The 20477-nt window shown below is 37.6% G+C and carries 12 protein-coding genes and 1 pseudogene; 6 read left to right on the top strand and 7 right to left on the bottom strand.

Annotated elements, in window-relative coordinates:
* Nucleotides 1-52: 52 nt before the first annotated feature.
* The 5 genes from OCV82_RS09410 to OCV82_RS09390 all read right to left on the bottom strand — a co-directional run bounded on the left by OCV82_RS09410 (nucleotide 53) and on the right by OCV82_RS09390 (nucleotide 6365).
* Complete coding sequence (locus OCV82_RS09410; protein WP_239469100.1) at nucleotides 53-991, bottom strand: Ppx/GppA phosphatase family protein; 939 nt, start codon at nucleotides 989-991, stop codon at nucleotides 53-55.
* Nucleotides 992-1125: 134 nt separating this feature from the next.
* On the bottom strand, nucleotides 1126-3186 hold the full coding sequence (locus OCV82_RS09405) for an RNA degradosome polyphosphate kinase (RefSeq protein WP_154044189.1): 2061 nt from the start codon (nucleotides 3184-3186) through the stop codon (nucleotides 1126-1128).
* Nucleotides 3187-3295: 109 nt separating this feature from the next.
* Complete coding sequence (locus OCV82_RS09400; protein ID WP_154044188.1) at nucleotides 3296-4414, bottom strand: glycosyltransferase family protein; 1119 nt, start codon at nucleotides 4412-4414, stop codon at nucleotides 3296-3298.
* Nucleotides 4411-5211: a UDP-2,3-diacylglucosamine diphosphatase gene (locus OCV82_RS09395; RefSeq protein ID WP_154044187.1), complete on the bottom strand. Its 801-nt coding sequence runs from the start codon at nucleotides 5209-5211 to the stop codon at nucleotides 4411-4413. The genes OCV82_RS09400 and OCV82_RS09395 overlap by 4 nt, the downstream gene beginning before the upstream one ends.
* 149 nt (nucleotides 5212-5360) lie before the next feature.
* Nucleotides 5361-6365: a class II fructose-bisphosphate aldolase gene (locus OCV82_RS09390; protein ID WP_154044186.1), complete on the bottom strand. Its 1005-nt coding sequence runs from the start codon at nucleotides 6363-6365 to the stop codon at nucleotides 5361-5363.
* A gap of 390 nt (nucleotides 6366-6755) precedes the next feature.
* Here OCV82_RS09390 and OCV82_RS09385 point away from each other — a divergent pair, with 390 nt between their 5' ends.
* On the top strand, nucleotides 6756-7007 hold the full coding sequence (locus tag OCV82_RS09385; protein ID WP_013617874.1) for a type B 50S ribosomal protein L31: 252 nt from the start codon (nucleotides 6756-6758) through the stop codon (nucleotides 7005-7007).
* A 117-nt stretch (nucleotides 7008-7124) separates the two neighbouring features.
* Complete coding sequence (locus OCV82_RS09380; protein WP_154044185.1) at nucleotides 7125-11225, top strand: hybrid sensor histidine kinase/response regulator transcription factor; 4101 nt, start codon at nucleotides 7125-7127, stop codon at nucleotides 11223-11225.
* A gap of 98 nt (nucleotides 11226-11323) precedes the next feature.
* Here the strand turns inward: OCV82_RS09380 and OCV82_RS09375 are convergent, their stop codons facing one another.
* Both OCV82_RS09375 and OCV82_RS15240 read right to left on the bottom strand, forming a co-directional pair.
* Entirely contained in the window at nucleotides 11324-11791 is a 468-nt protein-coding gene (locus OCV82_RS09375) for a YhcH/YjgK/YiaL family protein (protein WP_262543377.1), read from the bottom strand.
* Nucleotides 11792-12013: 222 nt separating this feature from the next.
* Nucleotides 12014-12121 (bottom strand): annotated as a pseudogene (locus OCV82_RS15240) (hypothetical protein); the annotation flags it as partial.
* A gap of 279 nt (nucleotides 12122-12400) precedes the next feature.
* On the opposite strand from OCV82_RS15240, the gene OCV82_RS09370 reads away from it, so the two are divergent.
* The 4 genes from OCV82_RS09370 to OCV82_RS09355 all read left to right on the top strand — a co-directional run bounded on the left by OCV82_RS09370 (nucleotide 12401) and on the right by OCV82_RS09355 (nucleotide 20392).
* On the top strand, nucleotides 12401-13291 hold the full coding sequence (locus tag OCV82_RS09370) for an AraC family transcriptional regulator (RefSeq protein WP_262543376.1): 891 nt from the start codon (nucleotides 12401-12403) through the stop codon (nucleotides 13289-13291).
* Entirely contained in the window at nucleotides 13291-16236 is a 2946-nt protein-coding gene (locus OCV82_RS09365; protein ID WP_154044184.1) for a helix-turn-helix domain-containing protein, read from the top strand. Before OCV82_RS09370 ends, OCV82_RS09365 begins: the two co-directional genes overlap by 1 nt.
* A 141-nt stretch (nucleotides 16237-16377) precedes the next feature.
* Nucleotides 16378-18828, top strand: a complete 2451-nt coding sequence (locus tag OCV82_RS09360; RefSeq protein ID WP_154044183.1) for a glycoside hydrolase family 31 protein — start codon at nucleotides 16378-16380, stop codon at nucleotides 18826-18828.
* 145 nt (nucleotides 18829-18973) lie between these two features.
* Nucleotides 18974-20392 carry a CCA tRNA nucleotidyltransferase gene (locus tag OCV82_RS09355; RefSeq protein WP_154044182.1) on the top strand — a complete coding sequence of 473 codons (1419 nt, stop codon included), beginning with the start codon at nucleotides 18974-18976 and terminating at the stop codon, nucleotides 20390-20392.
* Nucleotides 20393-20477 lie beyond the last annotated feature (85 nt).

The raw sequence follows: 20477 nt of genomic DNA, 5'->3' as shown, positions 1-20477 counted from the left end.
AACAAAAAAATGGCAGGACACGTTTTTCGTTCTGCCATTTTTGTTTGTTATATCACACCTCATTATTCAAAGCTTTCCATTTGTTTCGCAAATAAATACCGTCTATCACTCCATCAGCAAGTCCGATAACAGGAACGTAAATGTAAGTAGCCTTAATAATTCCGGCAATGGTAAGGAAAATATCACCGGCCGGAACAATAACATCAGCACGGTCAGGTTTAAGATTGAATTTCTGCATTCTTTCGGACACAGTCAATTGCTTCAGTTCATTATGAAGCTCCTCAAGTGACGCAACTGTCATACGGGCACGCTTCTTGTCTTTCTTCTCAATCATGCGGTACAACTTATTGATATTACCTCCCGAACCGATAATATTCGTATCCGGATAAGACTGCGCCAGTTCTGCCATGTCATTTTTCAGTCTCTCCCACTCGCCTTCTTTCACTGCCTCATTAAGGATACGCACTGTTCCGATGTTATATGAACGGCTACATACCAACTGACCTTTGGACAGCAAATTGATCTCAGTACTACCACCACCGACATCGACATACATATAATTACCCTTACGGTCTTCCATAGACTCAACATGGTTGTTATATACAATCTTTGCCTCTTCCTGACCGTCGATTATCTCAATCTCAATTCCCGTCTCCTTGGCAACACGTTTTATTATCTCCGGACCATTCTTTGAGTCACGCATTGCAGAAGTAGCACACGCGCGGTAATCCTTTACGTCATATATCTTCATGAGATAACTGTAAGATTTCATCAGACGAAGCATGTTTTTGGCACGTTTATCAGAAATCTTATTCTTTGAGAACACATCAAATCCCAACCTGAGGGGTACACGCAACAATAATACCTTTGAGAATTTCACTCCTTCTTTTGTTTCTTCAAGATGCTTGATAAGCAAACGCACCGCATTGGAACCGATGTCTATGGCTGCATAATTTACGCCATTCTGCATTGTTTCAATTTCTTTACTCATAGTATTTGCCTTTTATATTTTAACAATAAGTTTATAAACTAGATAGTTGCTTGCCACCATACCCTTGCGGGCAAGCGACAAGCAACATTGTGAAAAATCAAGCTATATTTATCTATTCGTTAACGTCGTTGATTTCAATTTTCAGCCAGATAACTATCGTAGAGGGCTTCCTGAGAACGGAACGGTGTTTCATCTTCATTAAGAGAAACAAACTTGTTATCGCCAAATCCATCTACTATACGTCCCTGAAGAGTATCTTTAAGTCCAAAGTCAACAATACGCTTCAACTCACCTTTGATAGCAGGATCATAAACAGGGGTTATAACCTCCACACGGTTATCAAGATTACGAGGCATCCAGTCGGCAGAACCCATGAAGACTTTCTCTTCTCCTCCAGCAGCAAATATAAATATACGTGAATGTTCCAGATAACGGTCTATTATACCTTTAATCCTGATATTACTGCTTACTCCAGGTATGCCCGGTACAAGAGAACAATTTCCGCGTACCAACAAATCAATATCAACACCTGCCTGAGAAGCCTCATAAAGTTTTTCAACCATTACAGGATCTGTGATATGATTTATCTTGACTTTTATATATGCAGGTTTTCCTGCCTTACGGTTCTTTATCTCGTTATTAATAAGAGTTATAAACTTATTCTTCATTTCATTAGGAGAAACAAGCAACTCTTTAAACTTGATAGGCGTATAAGGACGTTCGATAAAATCAAAAACCGCATCAACATCATTCACCAACCTTCTGGAAGCAGTCATCAAGACACAGTCCGTGTACATACGGGCATTCCCTTCATGGAAGTTACCGGTACTAACACATGCTATATCCGGACCTGTTTTCATTCCGATGTGTGTTATCTTTGAATGCACTTTCAAGCCTTCTACTCCGAAAATAACCTTTATGCCGGCATCCTGCATCTTCTTAGACCAGTTAATGTTAGAAGCCTCATCAAAGCGGGCAAGCAGCTCTATGACCACTGTTACCTTCTTTCCGTTTCTGGCAGCTCCGATAAGAGCCTTTACTACTTTTGATTCTTTTGCAAGTCGATACAAAGTTATCTTGATGCTACTTACTTTCTTGCTTACAGCAGCTTCCTGCAGCACTCTAATGAATGAATCGAAATTATGGTAAGGAACATGTATAAAACGATCCTTTTCCTGAATCTTGGACAAAAGACTCTCCGGACCATCCAATTCTTTTTTCATTATAGGAGTCCAAGCCGGATATTTCAGGTTCTTCCTGCCACAGTCTGGAAACTTCATCAGATCCTTATGATTCTGGTAGCGACCACCTGAAAGAATAGTGTCCCATGAATCGACATCAAGCTTATTAAGCACTCGCTTCATAAGATCCTTAGGCATATCACCGTCATATATTACACGTAACGGTTCACCACGCTTACGGCTCTTTACACCTTTGGAAATCTTCTGCAATGTACCCGTTCTAAGGTCATTGTCAATCTCCATCTCTGCATCACGGGTAAATTTAAAAGCGTATGCTTCATAATCTGTAAATTCAAGACCCTCAAAGACAATAGGAAGACAACACCTTACTACATCATCAAGATACATCATATAGCTCTTTCCATCGCAGTCAGGAAGACGAACGAAACGTCCGCACAATCCTACTGGAAGTTCAAGAAAGGCATAGTCAGCAATCACCTTTGAGCCGTTTTTCTTCTGAAGCTTTACAGCCAGATAAATATTTTCATCAGTTTCAGAATCAAGAGTCTTGACTGCAGAGAACCATACAGGTACTATAAAACCATTAAGCTTTTCCTTATAATATGAACGTATATATTCCAGCTGCTCAGATGTGATATTTTCATTATCTACCAGATATATATTTTCCTTCTCCAGTTCAGAGATAACATTCTCTACGGCCTGTTCGTATTCCTTGGCGTATTCGGAATTAAGCTTAGTAATTTTCTTTATTATCTTCTTAGCCTTCTCTCTGTCCTTGGCTGCAGATTTGTCCTCACATTCAGCTATGCGGTTTTGAGAAGCCATACGGACACGGAAAAACTCATCAAGATTATTCGAATATATTCCAAGGAAAGCCATCCTTTCAAGCAAAGGAACATGTTGGCGTGTAGCTTCCTGCAAGATACGCCTGTTAAAATACATCCAGCTTATATCTCTTTCAAGATATGGATCTTCTTTCTTCTTAATTGCCATAACTACTAAATTTTGCGCAAAGGAAAGTAATACATATTACATTGTTATTGCAATTTACAAAAAAAATCGATACAAGGATTATTTATTACAATAAAATATAATTACGTTTTCAGATATACTCTTCCACCATATACATGTTTGGCATAAACTCAGCAGAAGCCAGTCCTTCCAGTTCGTTTACAATCATGTATTCGGCCGAATTAACCCATTCCTTAAATCTCTCGTCCGGTTTATAAGTCTCCGCAAATTTCAACAGTTTACTTAAATCGAAATCACTGTCAACAATTCCGGCAGAACTCTTCATTGCATCAAAAGCATTACATTCCTGCTCTATATGTGCCGGCACCATCATTAAGGGCTTTCCTAAATACATAGCTTCACATACCGACTCAAAACCTGCTGTACTGGCATATGCCTTACAACCGGACATCTGTCTAAGAAATTCCAAATCGTCAAGCTGGTAAAAAGACAAAGTGTCGTCAATTTTCTTGACAGGAGATTCCTCCCACCTGTCCCAGAAAAAGCGTAAAGGCGTTTCAGGGTGATCTTTATGCCACCTCATCACACATTCCGAGAAACCAGAATTAACCATGTAACCATGTATATAATTACCATCAGTGGCCTCCTGACGGAACACATCACGTCGCAACAGCGGTGGAACTACTTTTATCTTTTTAACGTCATCATCCTTCATGCTACGGAAAGAAAGAGCCAGATATTCCTTTGCTCCCAATGCAGTCAAACGGGTAAACATATTAAGCAGTTTCATTCCAAACTTATGCCTGTATGGCATCTCGAAATCTTTATGCAGAAAAAGATATTGATGTCCGATACAAACTTGTGGTACAAGGGGGCGATAAAAGAAATATGTAAGTCCTGTCAGAAGTTCGTAGAAATTTATAACCATATCTGCACCGGTCTTGACAATACGGTCGTTTATATAATGCATACTGCCCAAATATTCGGGTACTCTCATTACATTATACAAAATACTGCGAGTTATATTGACACGTTTATTAGCCGGTGTAGGAAGGAAATTAGGACTGACAAACTGTTTTACCGGAGCATGTACGCTACGTGTAAAAAAGCCTGGCAGACGCCTTGATTCACTTTTACCCACCAGAATTTCCACGACTTCATGTCCGCTTCTTAACAATACATTCTCCAAAGTTATAGCTTGGGTAAGGTGACCACGTCCTTCTCCCTGAACGATAAACAAAAATTTCATGATGCAACAGATAATAATGTTAGTTTGGCAGTTTTATTTAATTGATTTATCACCTCAGAATAGTTTACCACTTCCCACACTCCGTTTTCATCCTCGGTCAAGGCAGAAAGTGTTTCAACCCAATCACCTGAATTCAAGTAGTGTATTCCATCTATCACTCTATTTTCAGGATGATGTATATGTCCGCAAATAACACCGTCGCATTCACGTTTTCGTGCAAAATCAACCAAGACCTTCTCAAAATCTGAGATATAAGATACAGCCGACTTCACTTTATGCTTTATCGCTTGTGACAATGAATAATAAGGCTTGCCTTGCTTTGAACGATATTTATTATACATTCCGTTCATCCACAACAATAATGTATATCCTACATCACCCAATTTAGCCAGCCACTTCATTTCTGTAGTAACTTTATCGAACACATCTCCATGAGTGACAAAATAATGACGTCCATTACTTTCCAATATATAATCTCTTACAATACTTATATTGGAGAACCGTAACGGAACCAGATTATCCAAAAAATCATCATGATTGCCTCGAACATAAATAACCTCAGTTCCACACTTTTCCATCATTTTCATGATTATCTTAAAAAAACGGGTGTGTTCCGGTTTCCATTTTCTTACACCCGATTTCTGCAGATGCCATCCGTCTATTATGTCACCATTAAGGATTAATCGGTCGCAATCAACCGTGCTTAGAAAATCACTAACTTCATCCACCTTTGAATGTGACGTACCAAGATGAATGTCCGATAAAACGATTGTCCTGTAATGTGGTCTTAATTCCATTTCTCTTCATTTTTGTCTGATGCAAAATAACGGAATCAATATTACAAAAACATGTACTTTAGATTAACAAAACAATACATTTATGCATAAAAAAAGTGGAGACTGCCCTGTACGGACAATCTCCACAATCATATAATTAAAATAAAATATTATTCAGCCAATTTGTTGTCTGAACCCAACACGTTGATGATTTTGTGCTTGTAAAGTTTTTCCATGTTGTCACGAGCTGGACCAAGATACTTACGTGGGTCGAATTCAGCTGGTTTTTCAGCGAATACTTTACGTACAGCAGCAGTCATAGCAAGACGAGAGTCAGAGTCGATATTGATCTTGCAAACTGCAGACTTAGCAGCCTTACGCAACTGATCTTCTGGAATACCGATAGCAGCTTCCAATTTACCACCATACTGGTTGATTGTATCAACTTCTTCCTGTGGAACTGAAGAAGATCCGTGAAGTACGATAGGGAATCCAGGAAGTTTTTCCATAACTGCATCCAATACGTCGAATGCCAATGGAGGAGGAACCAAACGACCTGTTGCAGGATCAACATGGCACTGTTCTGGTTTGAATTTGTAAGCACCGTGAGAAGTACCGATTGAGATAGCCAATGAGTCGCAACCTGTACGAGTAGCGAAGTCGATTACTTCTTCTGGGTTAGTGTAAGTGTGGTGGTCAGAAGAAACTTCGTCTTCAACACCTGCCAATACACCAAGTTCACCTTCTACAGTTACATCGAACTGGTGAGCGTATTCAACAACTTTCTTAGTCAAAGCAACGTTTTCTTCGTATGGAAGGTGAGAACCGTCGATCATAACTGAAGAGAAACCAGAGTCGATACAGCTCTTGCAAGTTTCGAATGTATCTCCGTGGTCAAGGTGAAGAACGATTTCAGGATGTGCACAACCCAATTCTTTTGCATATTCTACAGCACCCTGAGCCATGTAACGCAACAAAGTAGCGTTTGCATACTGACGAGCACCTTTAGAAACCTGAAGGATAACAGGTGATTTTGTTTCAACTGCAGCCTTGATGATAGCCTGCATCTGTTCCATATTATTGAAGTTGAAAGCAGGGATTGCATATCCACCTTTGATTGCTCTGGCAAACATGTCTCTTGTGTTCACCAAGCCTAAGTCTTTGTAATTAACCATTGTTTTTACTATTTATAATGTTAGTGATTAAATTCCATTGCAAAAATAACAATTTATATATACAGAACTTCTATTTTAAAAGAAAAAAATATACACAAACATACATATATTGATAAAATATGGCAAATATTACAAACCTGAGTACGCATAATGCAATGTAGATATTGCAAGTTTTACCAAGCCGATGAATACAACAATGCTTTTTTAATCTATACATTAAGGGAAATACACATTATATATTATTTATAGAGAAAAAGATTTCACAAAAAAGATCGATAAAGTTTTCTCATTTAAAAGAAAAAGCGTATCTTTGCAACCCGAAACAGACCATTACACACGACTAAGTGTTACCAACTAGTCAAAATAATAATAAATAAAGTATATACTGAAATGAAAAAAGGAATTCATCCAGAGAACTACCGTCCGGTAGTATTTAAAGACATGTCAAACGGTGATATGTTTCTTTCACGTTCAACTTGTGCTACAAAAGACACAATTGAATTCGAAGGTGAAACTTACCCATTGGTTAAGTTGGAAATCTCTAACACTTCTCATCCGTTCTACACTGGTAAGTCTAAGTTGGTTGACACAGCAGGACGTGTTGATAAGTTTATGAACCGTTACAACCGTATCAAGAAATAATTTAATACGAGTTTACGATAAAAGCGGGCAATCTTCAAAACAGGTTGCCCGCTTTTATTTTTGTAGTTCTCATTTTTTAATTACCTTTGTGAAAAGTTAAACATATAATATAATACAATGAAATATAAACTGTCAGGATTAATTATTCTAATATTCTTTTTTACAAATATCCTAGCACAAACAAGTGTCATTTACACAACCGGCGACCATATATCAAGCAGCTTGATAAACAATATTTATCAGGACAAGAGAGGTTTTATATGGATAGCAACGGAATACGGACTTAACAAATTCGACGGTAACCGATTTACACTTTATACACACGATGAAAATGACTCTACATCAATATGCAACAACTATTCAAGAGTGGTGTATGAAGACATGAACGACAATATCTGGATAGGTACTGTAGCCGGAATGATGAAATACAACAGTGACGAGAACAATTTCATGAACGTCAGATTATATATCAACGGAAAAATCACAATACCACACATATCGGATATACTAGAAAGGAAAAACGGTGAAATATGGGCTACGACTTCAAATCAAGGATTATTCAAAATTGATACAGAGAACAATACAGGCTCATGTATAAACGAAATAAGAAGGACTGGCATATATAAAGTCAACACTATAATTGAAGATAATGACGGTATAATATGGATAGGAACAGAAGACCACGGAGTTATTACATATGACACTCATAACAATAAAATAGATAAAGTACAACTGCCAGGAGTAGAAAACTGTAATATTACTTCAATGACCTTAAATGCCAATGGTGATATATACATAGCGACATTCACCAAGGGACTTTACATTTTCAACAAAGGAAAAAACAGCATAGACAAAATTACAAGTTTTGGCAATCTGCCAATAAAAACACTTGCATTATGCGATAATAAGCTATACATAGGAACAGACGGAGCAGGTGTAAAAATTTACAGAGAAGACACAAAACAAACACAAGATCTGTATATAGCAGATGCAGCTATAGACCTGAAAGATACAAAAGCACACAGTATTCTTTTTGACAAAGAAGGAAACTTATGGTTTGGTATTTTCCAAAAGGGAGTAGTGTTTATACCCAAGAAGACAAATCCTTTCAGATTCTACGGAGGCAAGCAAATAAGCAACAGTCCCATTGACGACGGATGCGTAATGTCTATACTTAAGAACAGCAAAAACAATATACTAATAGGAGTTGACAGCAAAGGACTATACTTCTTAAATTCAAATTATGGATTAATTAAGCATTATACTCCGCAAGAAGGAAAGCCTCTTTTCCCGAATACTATTATAAACATATTCGAAGATTCATCAAATAATATCTGGCTTGGAAGTTACAGCCAAGGGATAGGACTATTTGATACACAATCCGGAACATTCAACCGTATATCTGGACTGGAAAACGAAAGTGTATTCAGCATCGCTGAAGACCACAACAGAAATCTTTATATAAGTACATACGGTACAGGTATGTGTGTATATAATCTGGACAGTAAAGAAATAACATATTTCAAGGAAAGCGACAAGGATGAAAACGGTGATTGCCTGGCAGACAACTGGATAAACACATTATATTGTGACAGTGAAGGATATATATGGATAGGACATTTCAAAGGAGTAAGCTGTTTTAATCCTAAAAACAAAAGTTTCATAAACTTCACCGGAACAAACTATATCATTAAAGACAAGATGTGCTATTCAATATTGGAAGACAGCGAAAAGACAATATGGCTAGGTACATCCGAAGGATTATACTCATTCAACAAATCAAATAAAGAAATAAAACAATTTGGTATAAACGACGGATTGTCAAACGATGTGATATGTGGTTTATGCGAAGATAACAGTGGACATATCTGGATAAGTACATTCAATGGAATAAGCAAATTCAGCAAACGTAACAATACGTTTACCAATTATTATAGTGAAGACGGACTTCAGGGTAACGAATTCACACGCGGTGCTGCATATAAATCCGCAAATGGGGAAATCTTATTCGGAGGTACAAATGGTATCACATGTTTTTACCCGTCTGAGATAACAGACTCAATATCAAAACCTAGTCTTACAATATCAGACTTCCAGGTTTTCGGAAAGAGTATAAATACCAATTCTCTATCAGGAGGAAAAAAGATAATAAGCGAAGATGTCACACGGGCAAAAACATTCAGATTAAGTCATAAGGACAACACTTTCAGAGTACTTTTCACAACTATGGACTATGGAAGTACGTCACATATTCTATATAAATACAGAATTGGAAAACTGAGCAAGAACTGGCTGTCAACAAGAAGCGGTGAAAACTACATAACATTCAACAATCTACCTCCGGGAGATTATACTTTAGAAGTTTTTGCAGTAAACAGAAATATAACATCGGATACATACGTATATAATATTCATATATCCTACCCTTGGTATCAGACATGGTGGGCATATATATTATTCTCCATACCTGTGATAATACTTATATGGTTGACAGTGAACTATATACGAATCAAGATACGACGCAAGCGCGACTTCATGGAGATACGTCATGCACGAGAAATTAATGAAGCCAAACTACAGTTCTTCATAAATATCTCACATGAAATACGTACCCCTATGACTCTGATTATAAACCCATTGGAAAAGCTAATTGCAGCAAATAATGATAAGGAGACAAGCAAGACATACATGATGATTTACCGAAATGCAAAAAGAATACTGCGTCTCATAAACCAGCTTATGGACATAAGAAAAATTGAAAAAGGACAGATGCAGATGCATTTCCGTGAAACAGACCTTGTAGGTTTCATTAACGACCTTATGATTACTTTCGAAAACACTGCACGCCAGAAAAACATCAGCTTCAGCTTCGAACATGAAGACGAAACACTTATGGGATGGATAGACATAAACAATTTCGACAAAGTATTGATGAACCTGTTATCAAATGCATTCAAATATACACCTGATAATGGTAAAGTATGTGTCAGTCTATGCCATGGTGAAAATCCGAATGCAAAAGGAGCGTTAAAAAACTATATTGAAATAAAAGTAACAGACAGCGGTATAGGGCTGGATGAAAACCAAAAAGAACGTATATTTGAAAGATTCTATCAAATCAGCGGAAATGGCGTACATAATCAGGGCGGTACAGGAGTTGGACTACATCTGACACGCTCACTCGTAGAAATGCATTATGGAACAATAACAGCAGAAAATAATATAGGAAGTTCAGGTTCCACATTTACCGTAAGAATACCTAAAGGATGCGACCATATAAGTCTGGAACAGATAGAAGAGAATGACACATACGTGAACAATGATATCAACATCCAGCAAATATCGTCATCAATATCAGATATAAACGAAGAAGAAAATACTGTAAAGAAGAAATCAAAAACCAATTTTACCATACTGATAGTTGACGATGAAAAAGAAATTCAGGAATTCCTGAAAGATGAGTTGTCTGACGAGTTCAGAATATCATTGGCAAGCAACGGACGTGAAGCCTATGAGCACATACTCACCAACCATGTTGATCTGGTGGTTAGTGACGTTATGATGGATGAAATGGACGGACTGACATTATGCAAGAAAATCAAACAAAATGTAAACATCAACCATATACCTGTCATCCTGCTTACAGCTAAAGGCAAAACAGAAGAACAGGTAGAAGGAATTGAACATGGAGCTGATGCATATATAATAAAACCATTCAACACTGAAGTCCTAAGAAGCACAATATTAAATTTGCTCAACAGCAGACGTATCCTGAAAAATAAGTTCAGTGGCGCTCAAGAGCAAAAAGAAAAAGTAAAGGATATAAATATAAAATCTTCAGACGAGGCTTTGATGGATAAGATTATGTCGGTAATAAACAATAATATGTCAGAACCGACTCTAAATGTTGAAATGCTGGCACAAGAAGTAGGTTTGAGCCGTGTTCATCTTCATAGAAAACTAAAAGAACTTACCAACTTGTCAACACGCGACTTTATCAAGAATATAAGAATGCAGCAAGCTGCCAAACTGTTGAAAGAAAAGAAACTAGGAATTTCAGAAGTAGCTTATGCTGTAGGCTTCAGCAATCTATCGCATTTCTCTAGTACCTTTAAAGAGATTTTTGGTGTTTCTCCAAAAGAATACACTTCCGAGAAATACAAAATGGAAGAAGAAAAAGCACAAAAAGACAAATCTGAGAAAGAAAATAATGACTGAAAATAAAACCTCTTAAATTGTATTCTTGTTACATTTAAGAGGTTTTACTTATTTATAATAATCTTATTTTATATAATCCAACTTAACGACTACGACTCTTATATTTTGATCTTCCTTATCAGTTTGTATTTAGCTATATGCCAGTCTGACGGGAAGAATAAGAAAAATCGTTCTGGAGTTGAGTCTATAAACATAGCCTTAGATGCATCATACGAGTAACCTATAATATCAGGTTTGTACGCTTTATTAGGATATGAAGTATCATGGTTAAGCAATGCAAAACGCTCTGTACCCTTTACTACATATTGCAGGTCAATATGATGATAATGAGACTCAGGCCCTCTTTTCTCTAACGGATCGTTTACACCATCCTCAACACTGGCAAACAACTCTGTATCCTGAATCTGATGTTTTCCTGCAGGTATAGTCTGCAAATCTGTCTGTGCCAGCCAAGCAAACACAGCATCCCATTGTTTTTTGTTTTTATGATATTGTGAATAGAATTCACTCAGATTTGTGCAGACATCAGGCAAAGCTTGAAATCCGTTACTCCATCCCCTCTGCATAACCCAATTAGTATAATTTATTTTAGAACAACAATTCTGGGCATACGTTAAATTTCAAAACAACACCGATAACGATAAAATAAACAATAATTTAATAGACTTTTTCATATTGGTAAGATTTAATAAATGTAATGTAACAAGTTTATGATGGCAAAAATACAAAAATCCTGCAAGGGACACAACACTCCTTGCAGGATTAGGAAACAAACTAATATGGGGTAATTACAAAGTCTTCTTGTAAAGTTCAAGGATTATCTCTTCTGTCACCTCACGAGGGTTACCAGGAGTACATACATCTGCATAAGCGGCCTTAGCAAGACGAGGAAGGTCCTCTGCCTTTTTTCTTTTATATTAGATTATAATAGTTAGTTTTACATAGGAATTCACATATCTACAGAAACTCTTCCATTAAAAACATAATAACAATATATGATGTAATAATCAAATAAATGAAAAGTAAATGTCATCGCATATTACGTTATTTCATTTTCAGTAAACGTACTTTGTATTTAAAATACAAGTTACCATATAAAGAAACAACAGGTAAAAAATGATGTTAGAAATGGAAGATTTGATGGAATTACATATCTTTGCAAAAACCACGATATAATGAAAAACAATTTTACGAAAAACTATAAATATCTTATAAGTAGCCAACGTGTTGAGGACTGGGACATAAATGTCAGTACCGTAGGATGTGAAACTATTGAAAAGAACTACGAAACATACCCGCCCCGTACAGGTCATCCGGCACAATTTTTCTTCACACCGTCGCGTGGCAGGAAACTGGACAGCTATCAACTTCTATATATAATAAAAGGTAAAGGGATATTTTTCACTTCACCTGAGGATAGCATGGAAATAAAGGAAGGTGACATGATTATACTTCGCCCATACCAATGGCACAGCTACATGCCTGATAAGAAAACCGGATGGACTGAAATGTGGATCGGTTTCGAAGGAGCAAACATGGACAGCAGATTCAAAAACAATTTCTTCAACAAAGAACAAATAATATACAGGATAGGAGTACAGGACAATATTGTTAACCTGTATAATCAAGCCATAAAGGTTGCCAATGAAGAAAAAGCTGCCTGCCAACAATATCTAGCAGGAATAGCAAATCTGATTCTTGGTATGACAATGTATTATGACTATAACAGATGTTTCGACACTGCTACTGAAGAACAAATAGACAAAGCCAAAATCATTATAAGGGAAAATCTGCTGAAAGGAATAACAGCTGAAGATGTAGCTTCCAAGATAAACATGAGTTATTCATGGTTTCGCAAACTCTTCAAAGACTACACAGGAGTATCGCCTGCACATTACATTCAAGAACTGAAAATACAGGAGGCTAAACAGTTATTGTCGGGAAGTGACAGTAATATAAAGGAAGTATCATACTATCTTGGTTTCTACGATATAGCGTATTTTTCAAAAGTGTTCAAGAAATATACGGGATTTACTCCTATTGAATATAAAAAGATATACTATTAATGAAAGCACAATACATTAAATATAAACTAACAAAAATAGATATAAAAAATACTGCAACATTAAGACTCTTAATCCTGTTATGGATATTTGCAGCAGAACCGGTCTTTTCTGAAAAGCATTATGTTTTCACACCATTGGACGCATCACAAGGACTGTCCGGCAATAAAGTCAGAAACATATCACAACTACCAGACGGACGTATGATGATAACAACAGAAGGACAAATAAACATATACGACGGAACCAGCTTTACATATCTTCACTATAATAAGAACAACATATGCCGATTATCGGAATATTCTGGATTTAACCATACGTATGTTGACAACAGCGGATATGTGTGGGTTAAGAACAATCATACTTTAATGGTTGCCGACATTACACGCGAAGAGTTCCTGAATTGTCCGGATTCCATATTCAGAGAATGGGGAATAAACACACCGTTGAAAGATTTGTTCATGGACAAATATAGTGATTTATGGGTTATCACGGAAAAAGACGATTTATTACACATAGGTAAAGACAGGAAAAATACATTTATTTTCAAAAATAAGGTTTCACTGGACAATGATCAGATTTATGATTTAGGAGTAATAGACGACAAACTTTATCTATTCTACAAATCAGGAATGCTGATATGCCATGATATAGTGTCAGGAAAAGAATTGTACAGACGTAATGTACCGGCCGACCTGCCCAAAGCACTATACGGAAATACTTCGTATGTAGTACAAGGCCATGATTCGTTTTATCAGTTATGTAATGGCACAGGCGGTGGCATAATGCTAAATTTCAACATATATAAAAAGAGCTGGGAAATAGTCATGAATACAGACTCATGGTTCAACTATCTTTCCATTGACCGCGACGGCAGCATTTGGGTTAGCGGACATGACGGACTCTACAACATTTCACCCGACCTGAAAGAAAAGCAATACATACAGACACTTAAACTGGTTGACGGTAGAAAGATTGACACAGAAATAAGCACGCTGTACAATGACCTTCAGGGTGGAATGTGGATAGGTACGTTAAATCGTGGTATCCTATATTACCATCCTAACCGTTTTCGTTTTCAAAATATCGGAAAAGTTATGTTCTCTCTTCCTGAAGAAACTTCAATGCACGTGACAGGATTTGAAGAGACTAGGAACAAAGATATCATAGTAAAGACTGATACTGGAAATTATTTATATAGCCCAAAATCAGGCAACATTTCAGTGTATAAAGGTAAGGAAACGACCATTATAGAAGAAAAAATCGACAACCTCAATAATAAAAGAATACTTCAGACTGCCAAAATCGGAAAAGATTTATTGGTAGGTATTACCAGAGACGGATGGTTTATATTTGATAAACAAAACAATAAAACCGATTTCCATCCGACATGTCATCCTTGCAACTGTATTTATACGGCAGGAAGTGGAAAAATTTGGATAGGATTAGAAGACGGACTTATGCTACTGGATGTGAAAACCGGGAAAGAACACAGATTTCACACATCCGATGGCCTTGTAAATAATTCAGTCCGTAGCATAATACAAACGCCTGACAGTTCCGTATGGATTTCCACTGCCAATGGAATAAGCAACATGCAAGCGAACAGAAACACAGCCGATTCGCTTGGATACTCATTTGTCAACTTCAATCAATATGATGGGGTCATAACCGATGAGTTTTGCGAACGTTCTGTCTATATCACTTCCGACAACACCATCTACTGGGGTGGTATTAACGGTTTCAACATATTGAATACATCTTCTGCACAAACAGAGGAAATCCCTTATTTGCCATTGTTCGTCGGATTTAACCTGTTTGGAGAGAAAATCAACAACGGAATGTATTATCATGATAAGCAGATATTAAAAAATCCTATAACAACGACAAAAGAGATTGTTCTGCGCCATGACCAGAACTTCTTTACAATAGAGTTTGCCGCCATGAACTACATAAATCCGACACAGACATACTATCGTTATCAACTTAACGGAATAGACAAGACAGAACTGGAAATCCATTCAACAGACGGTAGAGGAAGAGCCACTTACACAGATTTGCCTCCCGGTGACTATACATTCAAAGTACGCGCTACAGGAAACGGCAAAGGATGGACAGATAAATATGCCGAGCTTAAAATACGAGTAAAAGCTCCGTTCTGGAAAACCGGATATGCTTATACCGTTTATATAATATTAGCCGGCAGCTGCATAGCAGCTTTCATACTTCTATATATCAGAAAAAAGAAACGAAGCATAATACGTGAACAGAAAGAAAAACTGGATGAAATGAAAACAACATTCATCCAAAACATTAATCAGGAACTGGAAGAACCGATTAAAAAGATAATATCTCCTCTGGATGCTGTAATTATGCACATGGACGAAGGAAGGAGCAAATTACAACTGCAGTCTATTCGTCAGAATGCTACAGAACTACAAACATTAGTAAAGCAACTTTCAAAAGGAGCATTATTGCCTATACCGACCGATGAAAACAATATAAACCTAGATGTACTGATTGTTGAGATGCGTCAATTGCTGGAACAGCAAGAAACGAGAAAGAAACAAATAAACACTATCAACGAGAAAGAAGAAAAACAGGAACTCTTAAGCGAAACAGACGAAGCATTTATACGAAAAGTCCTTAAAAATGTAGAGCAGAATCTGGACAATCAGGAATACTCCGTGGAAACACTAAGTCGCGACATGGGAATGGACCGCACTGGACTTTACCGTAAGTTGATAGCTTTGGTTGGAAAAACGCCTACCAGTTTTATACGCTCCGTTCGTCTTAAACGGGCAGCACAACTGCTGGAAAAAGGTTATACTGTTGCCGAAGTGGCAGACAGTGTTGGCTTCAGCACTTCAAGTTATCTGTGTAAATGTTTTCAGGAAGAATTTGGTGTACGTCCTTCACAATACGTCCAACAACTGAAAAAGCATTGATAAATTTCAACCAATATATTGTTATCTGCAACATATTTACAACTTTTTCTTATGCCATCATGATAATTTTGCATGTACGAAAAACATTGAATCCACATTTTAAAGTGTAATTAAATTATCTCTTAATCAAACATACAAACCATGAGAAAAAGTTTATTGATTTTAGCATTATGTTCATTGCCGATTTTTGTATGGTCGCAAAAATACCAGGAAACAGAAAACGGCATAAAGACTTCCATCAATGAAAAAAAAATAGATGTAGAAGTTCAGTGGTTCACTCCAAACAGTCTGAGAATTTTAAAGACACCGCTAGGAAAGACTGTAGAAAAGAAAAGTCTCTCCGTTATTGCAAAGCCGAATAAGTCCGGAGTAAAAATCGCCACATCAGACAACAGCAAGATTGTAATGAAAAGCCCTGTACTGACTGTTACTCTCAATACAGAAAATGGTATAATAACCTATGCCAAAACAGACGGTACTGTTCTATTGAAAGAGAATGAAAACTCAAAGCCTTTTACTCCGATGAAGGATGCCGATAGAGATACATATACCGTTTATCAGGGATTTATTACAGATAAGGAAGAAGGACTATACGGTCTGGGACAGTTACAAAACGGACAGATGATGCAACGCAACATGAGTAAAGTATTAATTCAAGGTAATGTTGAAGATGTGTCACCTATCTTTCAGTCAACAAAAGGTTATGGAGTATTTTGGGACAATTATTCCGCGACTACTTATACAGACAACGAAAATGAAACCTCATTCAGTTCCGAGGTGGGAGACTGTATTGATTACTACTTCATGTATGGTGGTTCTGCCGACGGAGTTATAGCACAAGTACGTGCTTTGACAGGAGAAGTACCGATGATGCCACTGTGGAGCTACGGATTTATGCAGAGTAAGGAAAGATACAAAAGCCAGGAAGAAACTGTAGGTGTGGTAAAAAAATACAGAGAATTAGGTATTCCATTAGACTGCATCATACAAGACTGGCAATACTGGGGACATAACTATCTGTGGAATGCAATGGACTTCCGCAATCCGTCTTTTGACAATCCCAAAGCCATGATTGACAGCATACACGGAATGAACGCGCGTATGATGATATCTATATGGTCTTCTTTCGGACCGGCAACAAAACCATACCGTACATTAGATAAAGAAGGACTCTTATTCAACATAGAGACATGGCCACAATCAGGAGTTGAAGGCTGGCCGCCAAACATGGAATATCCATCAGGAGTTAGAGTTTACGATTGTTACAACCCTAAGGCACGTGACATTTACTGGGATTACCTTAACAAAGGTATATTCCAATTAGGTATGGACGGATGGTGGATGGATTCAACAGAACCAGACCATTTCAACTGGAAAGATAGCGACTTTGACCGCCAGACTTACTTAGGTTCATACCGCAGCGTACGCAATGCATATCCTCTTATGACTGTTGGAGGTGTTTACGACCATCAGCGTGCAGAAACCAGCGACAAACGTGTTATCATATTAACCCGTTCAGGCTTCCTCGGACAACAACGATATGCCTCAAACGTATGGTCTGGCGATGTACAGTCATCATGGGATATGTTCCGTAAACAAATAACTGCAGGACTTAACTTCTCACTCACAGGAATGTCACATTGGAATTCTGATTTGGGAGGCTTTTTCGCCGGCTCATATAACACTAATGGAAATGCCAGTGCCACAAGAAACCCAATGTATCAGGAACTTTATGTACGTTGGTTACAATTCGGAGTTTTCTGTCCGATGATGCGTAGTCACGGTGCCGACACTCCTCGTGAATTTTTCTGGTACGGCAAAGCCGGCGAACCGGTTTATGACGCATTGGTAGATGCTGTGAAATTACGTTATTCCCTACTGCCTTACATCTATTCTACAGCCTGGGAGGTTTCACACAGACAGTCAACATTTATGCGTGCCCTCTACATGGATTTCCTGAATGACAAAAACACCTGGAAAATAGGTAACGAATACATGTTCGGAAAAGCATTCCTCGTAGCGCCTGTTCTTCACGCTCAATACACACCTGAACAAAAACAAAATATCTTAAAAGAGAACGAAGGATGGAATAAGACAACAAACAATCAGGTAAACCTTTCATTAAATGTTGACTTTACACAGTCTAAAGAAATGGAAGTTTATCTTCCTTCAGGAAACAAATGGTATAATTACTGGACTAACGAGGATTTCGACGGTGGACAAAAATTGAAAATCAAGACATCACTTGACAGAATACCACTTTTTGTCCGTGCAGGAAGCATCATACCTATAGGTCCGGATGTGCAATATACAAACGAGAAGAAATGGGATAATCTGATAATAAACGTATATCCGGGAGCGGACGGAACATTTACACTTTATGAAGACGAAGGTGACAATTACAATTATGAATCCGGAGCATACACTGAAATACAAATGAAATGGAACGACACAAAACGTATTCTCACAATTGATGCACGTAAAGGTGAATATAACGGTATGCTGACCAAACGTAACTTTACCATACGTACAGCCGACGGAAAAGAAAAAGTCATTACATACAGCGGAAAGAAAATAAATGTAAAGATATAATAGTACAAATAAAGTTATTATTATAACCATATAGGAAAGTGAATATTGCGTATAAATTGTAATATTCACTTTCCTATTTATGTTTATATATTGCAGAAAAAAGACATTTTTGTACCTTTGCACTTCAAACAACAGATTTCTATATATGGAATTAAAAGAACATTTCTCCGATAAAATATTTAGTATAATATCCGAAACTGCAGACGAACTAGGGTTGGAATGCTATGTAGTAGGAGGCTATGTGCGAGATATATTCCTGAAACGACATTCAAAGGACATTGATGTGGTAGTGGTAGGAAGCGGTATAGAAATAGCACAGGCACTAGGCAAAAAATTAGGCAAAGGAGCTAATGTTTCGGTGTTCAAGAATTTCGGAACAGCACAGGTGAAGTTCAGAGACATCGAAGTGGAATTTGTAGGTGCAAGAAAAGAATCATATAGCCACGACAGCAGAAAGCCAATAGTGGAAAACGGAACACTGGAGGATGACCAAAACAGACGCGATTTTACAATAAACGCTATGGCCGTCTGCCTGAACAAAGACCGTTTCGGCGAGTTGGTTGACCCATTTGACGGTATGGAGGATCTTAAAGACAGAATCATAAGAACCCCTCTTGATCCGGACATAACATTCAGCGATGACCCTCTGCGAATGATGAGATGTATCCGTTTTGCCACACAGCTGAACTTCTACATAGAGGACGAGACATTCGAAGCTTTAGGAAGAAATAAGGAACGTATCAAGATTATATCAAAGGAACGTATAGCAGACGAACTGAATAAGATAATATTATCACCTATACCGTCGAAAGGATTCGTAGATCTTGACAGATGCGGGCTTCTGGAACTTATATTCCCTGAGCTATGTGCTCTTCAAGGTGTAGAGACAAGAAACGGAAGAGCCCATAAGGATAATTTTTATCACACGCTTGAAGTACTCGACAATATATCGAAAGCTACAGACAATCTGTGGCTCAGATGGTCTGCCCTGCTTCATGACATAGGCAAACCTAAGACAAAAAGATGGGAACAGAAAGCCGGATGGACTTTCCATAACCATAACTACATCGGCGAGAAGATGATACCGGACATATTCAGGAAAATGAAACTTCCAATGAACGAGAAGATGAAATATGTCCAGAAAATGGTGAGCCTCCACATGCGTCCTATAGTAATAGCCGACGAAGAAGTTACTGATTCTGCAGTAAGACGACTACTCTTTGAAGCAGGTGATGATATTGACGATCTGATGTGTCTGTGTGAAGCGGATATCACCTCTAAGAACGAAGCCAGAAAACAACGTTTCCTGGACAATTTCAAGCTTGTAAGACAAAAACTGAAAGACCTTGAAGAAAAAGACAGGATAAGAAATTTCCAACCACCTGTAGATGGAGCTGAGATTATGAGAGTTTTCAACTTACAGCCTTGCCGCGAAATAGGTGACTTGAAAAGTTATATCAAAGATGCTATTTTGGACGGTGTAATACCTAACGAACACGATGCAGCATTTGAATATATGATGGAAAAAGCCAAAAAGATGGGCTTGAAACCTGTCGATGAATAATATAATCCCAATTTATATCATCCTGTAGTATTATTGAAATCTACAGGATGATAAATTCCCACAAGATTAAAGCAGAACCTAAAAC

The organism is Bacteroides cellulolyticus, assembly GCF_025567135.1.
GTDB lineage: Bacteria > Bacteroidota > Bacteroidia > Bacteroidales > Bacteroidaceae > Phocaeicola > Phocaeicola cellulolyticus.
Note: the sequence above shows the minus strand (reverse complement) of the source record. Positions and strands in the feature narration are given on the sequence as shown.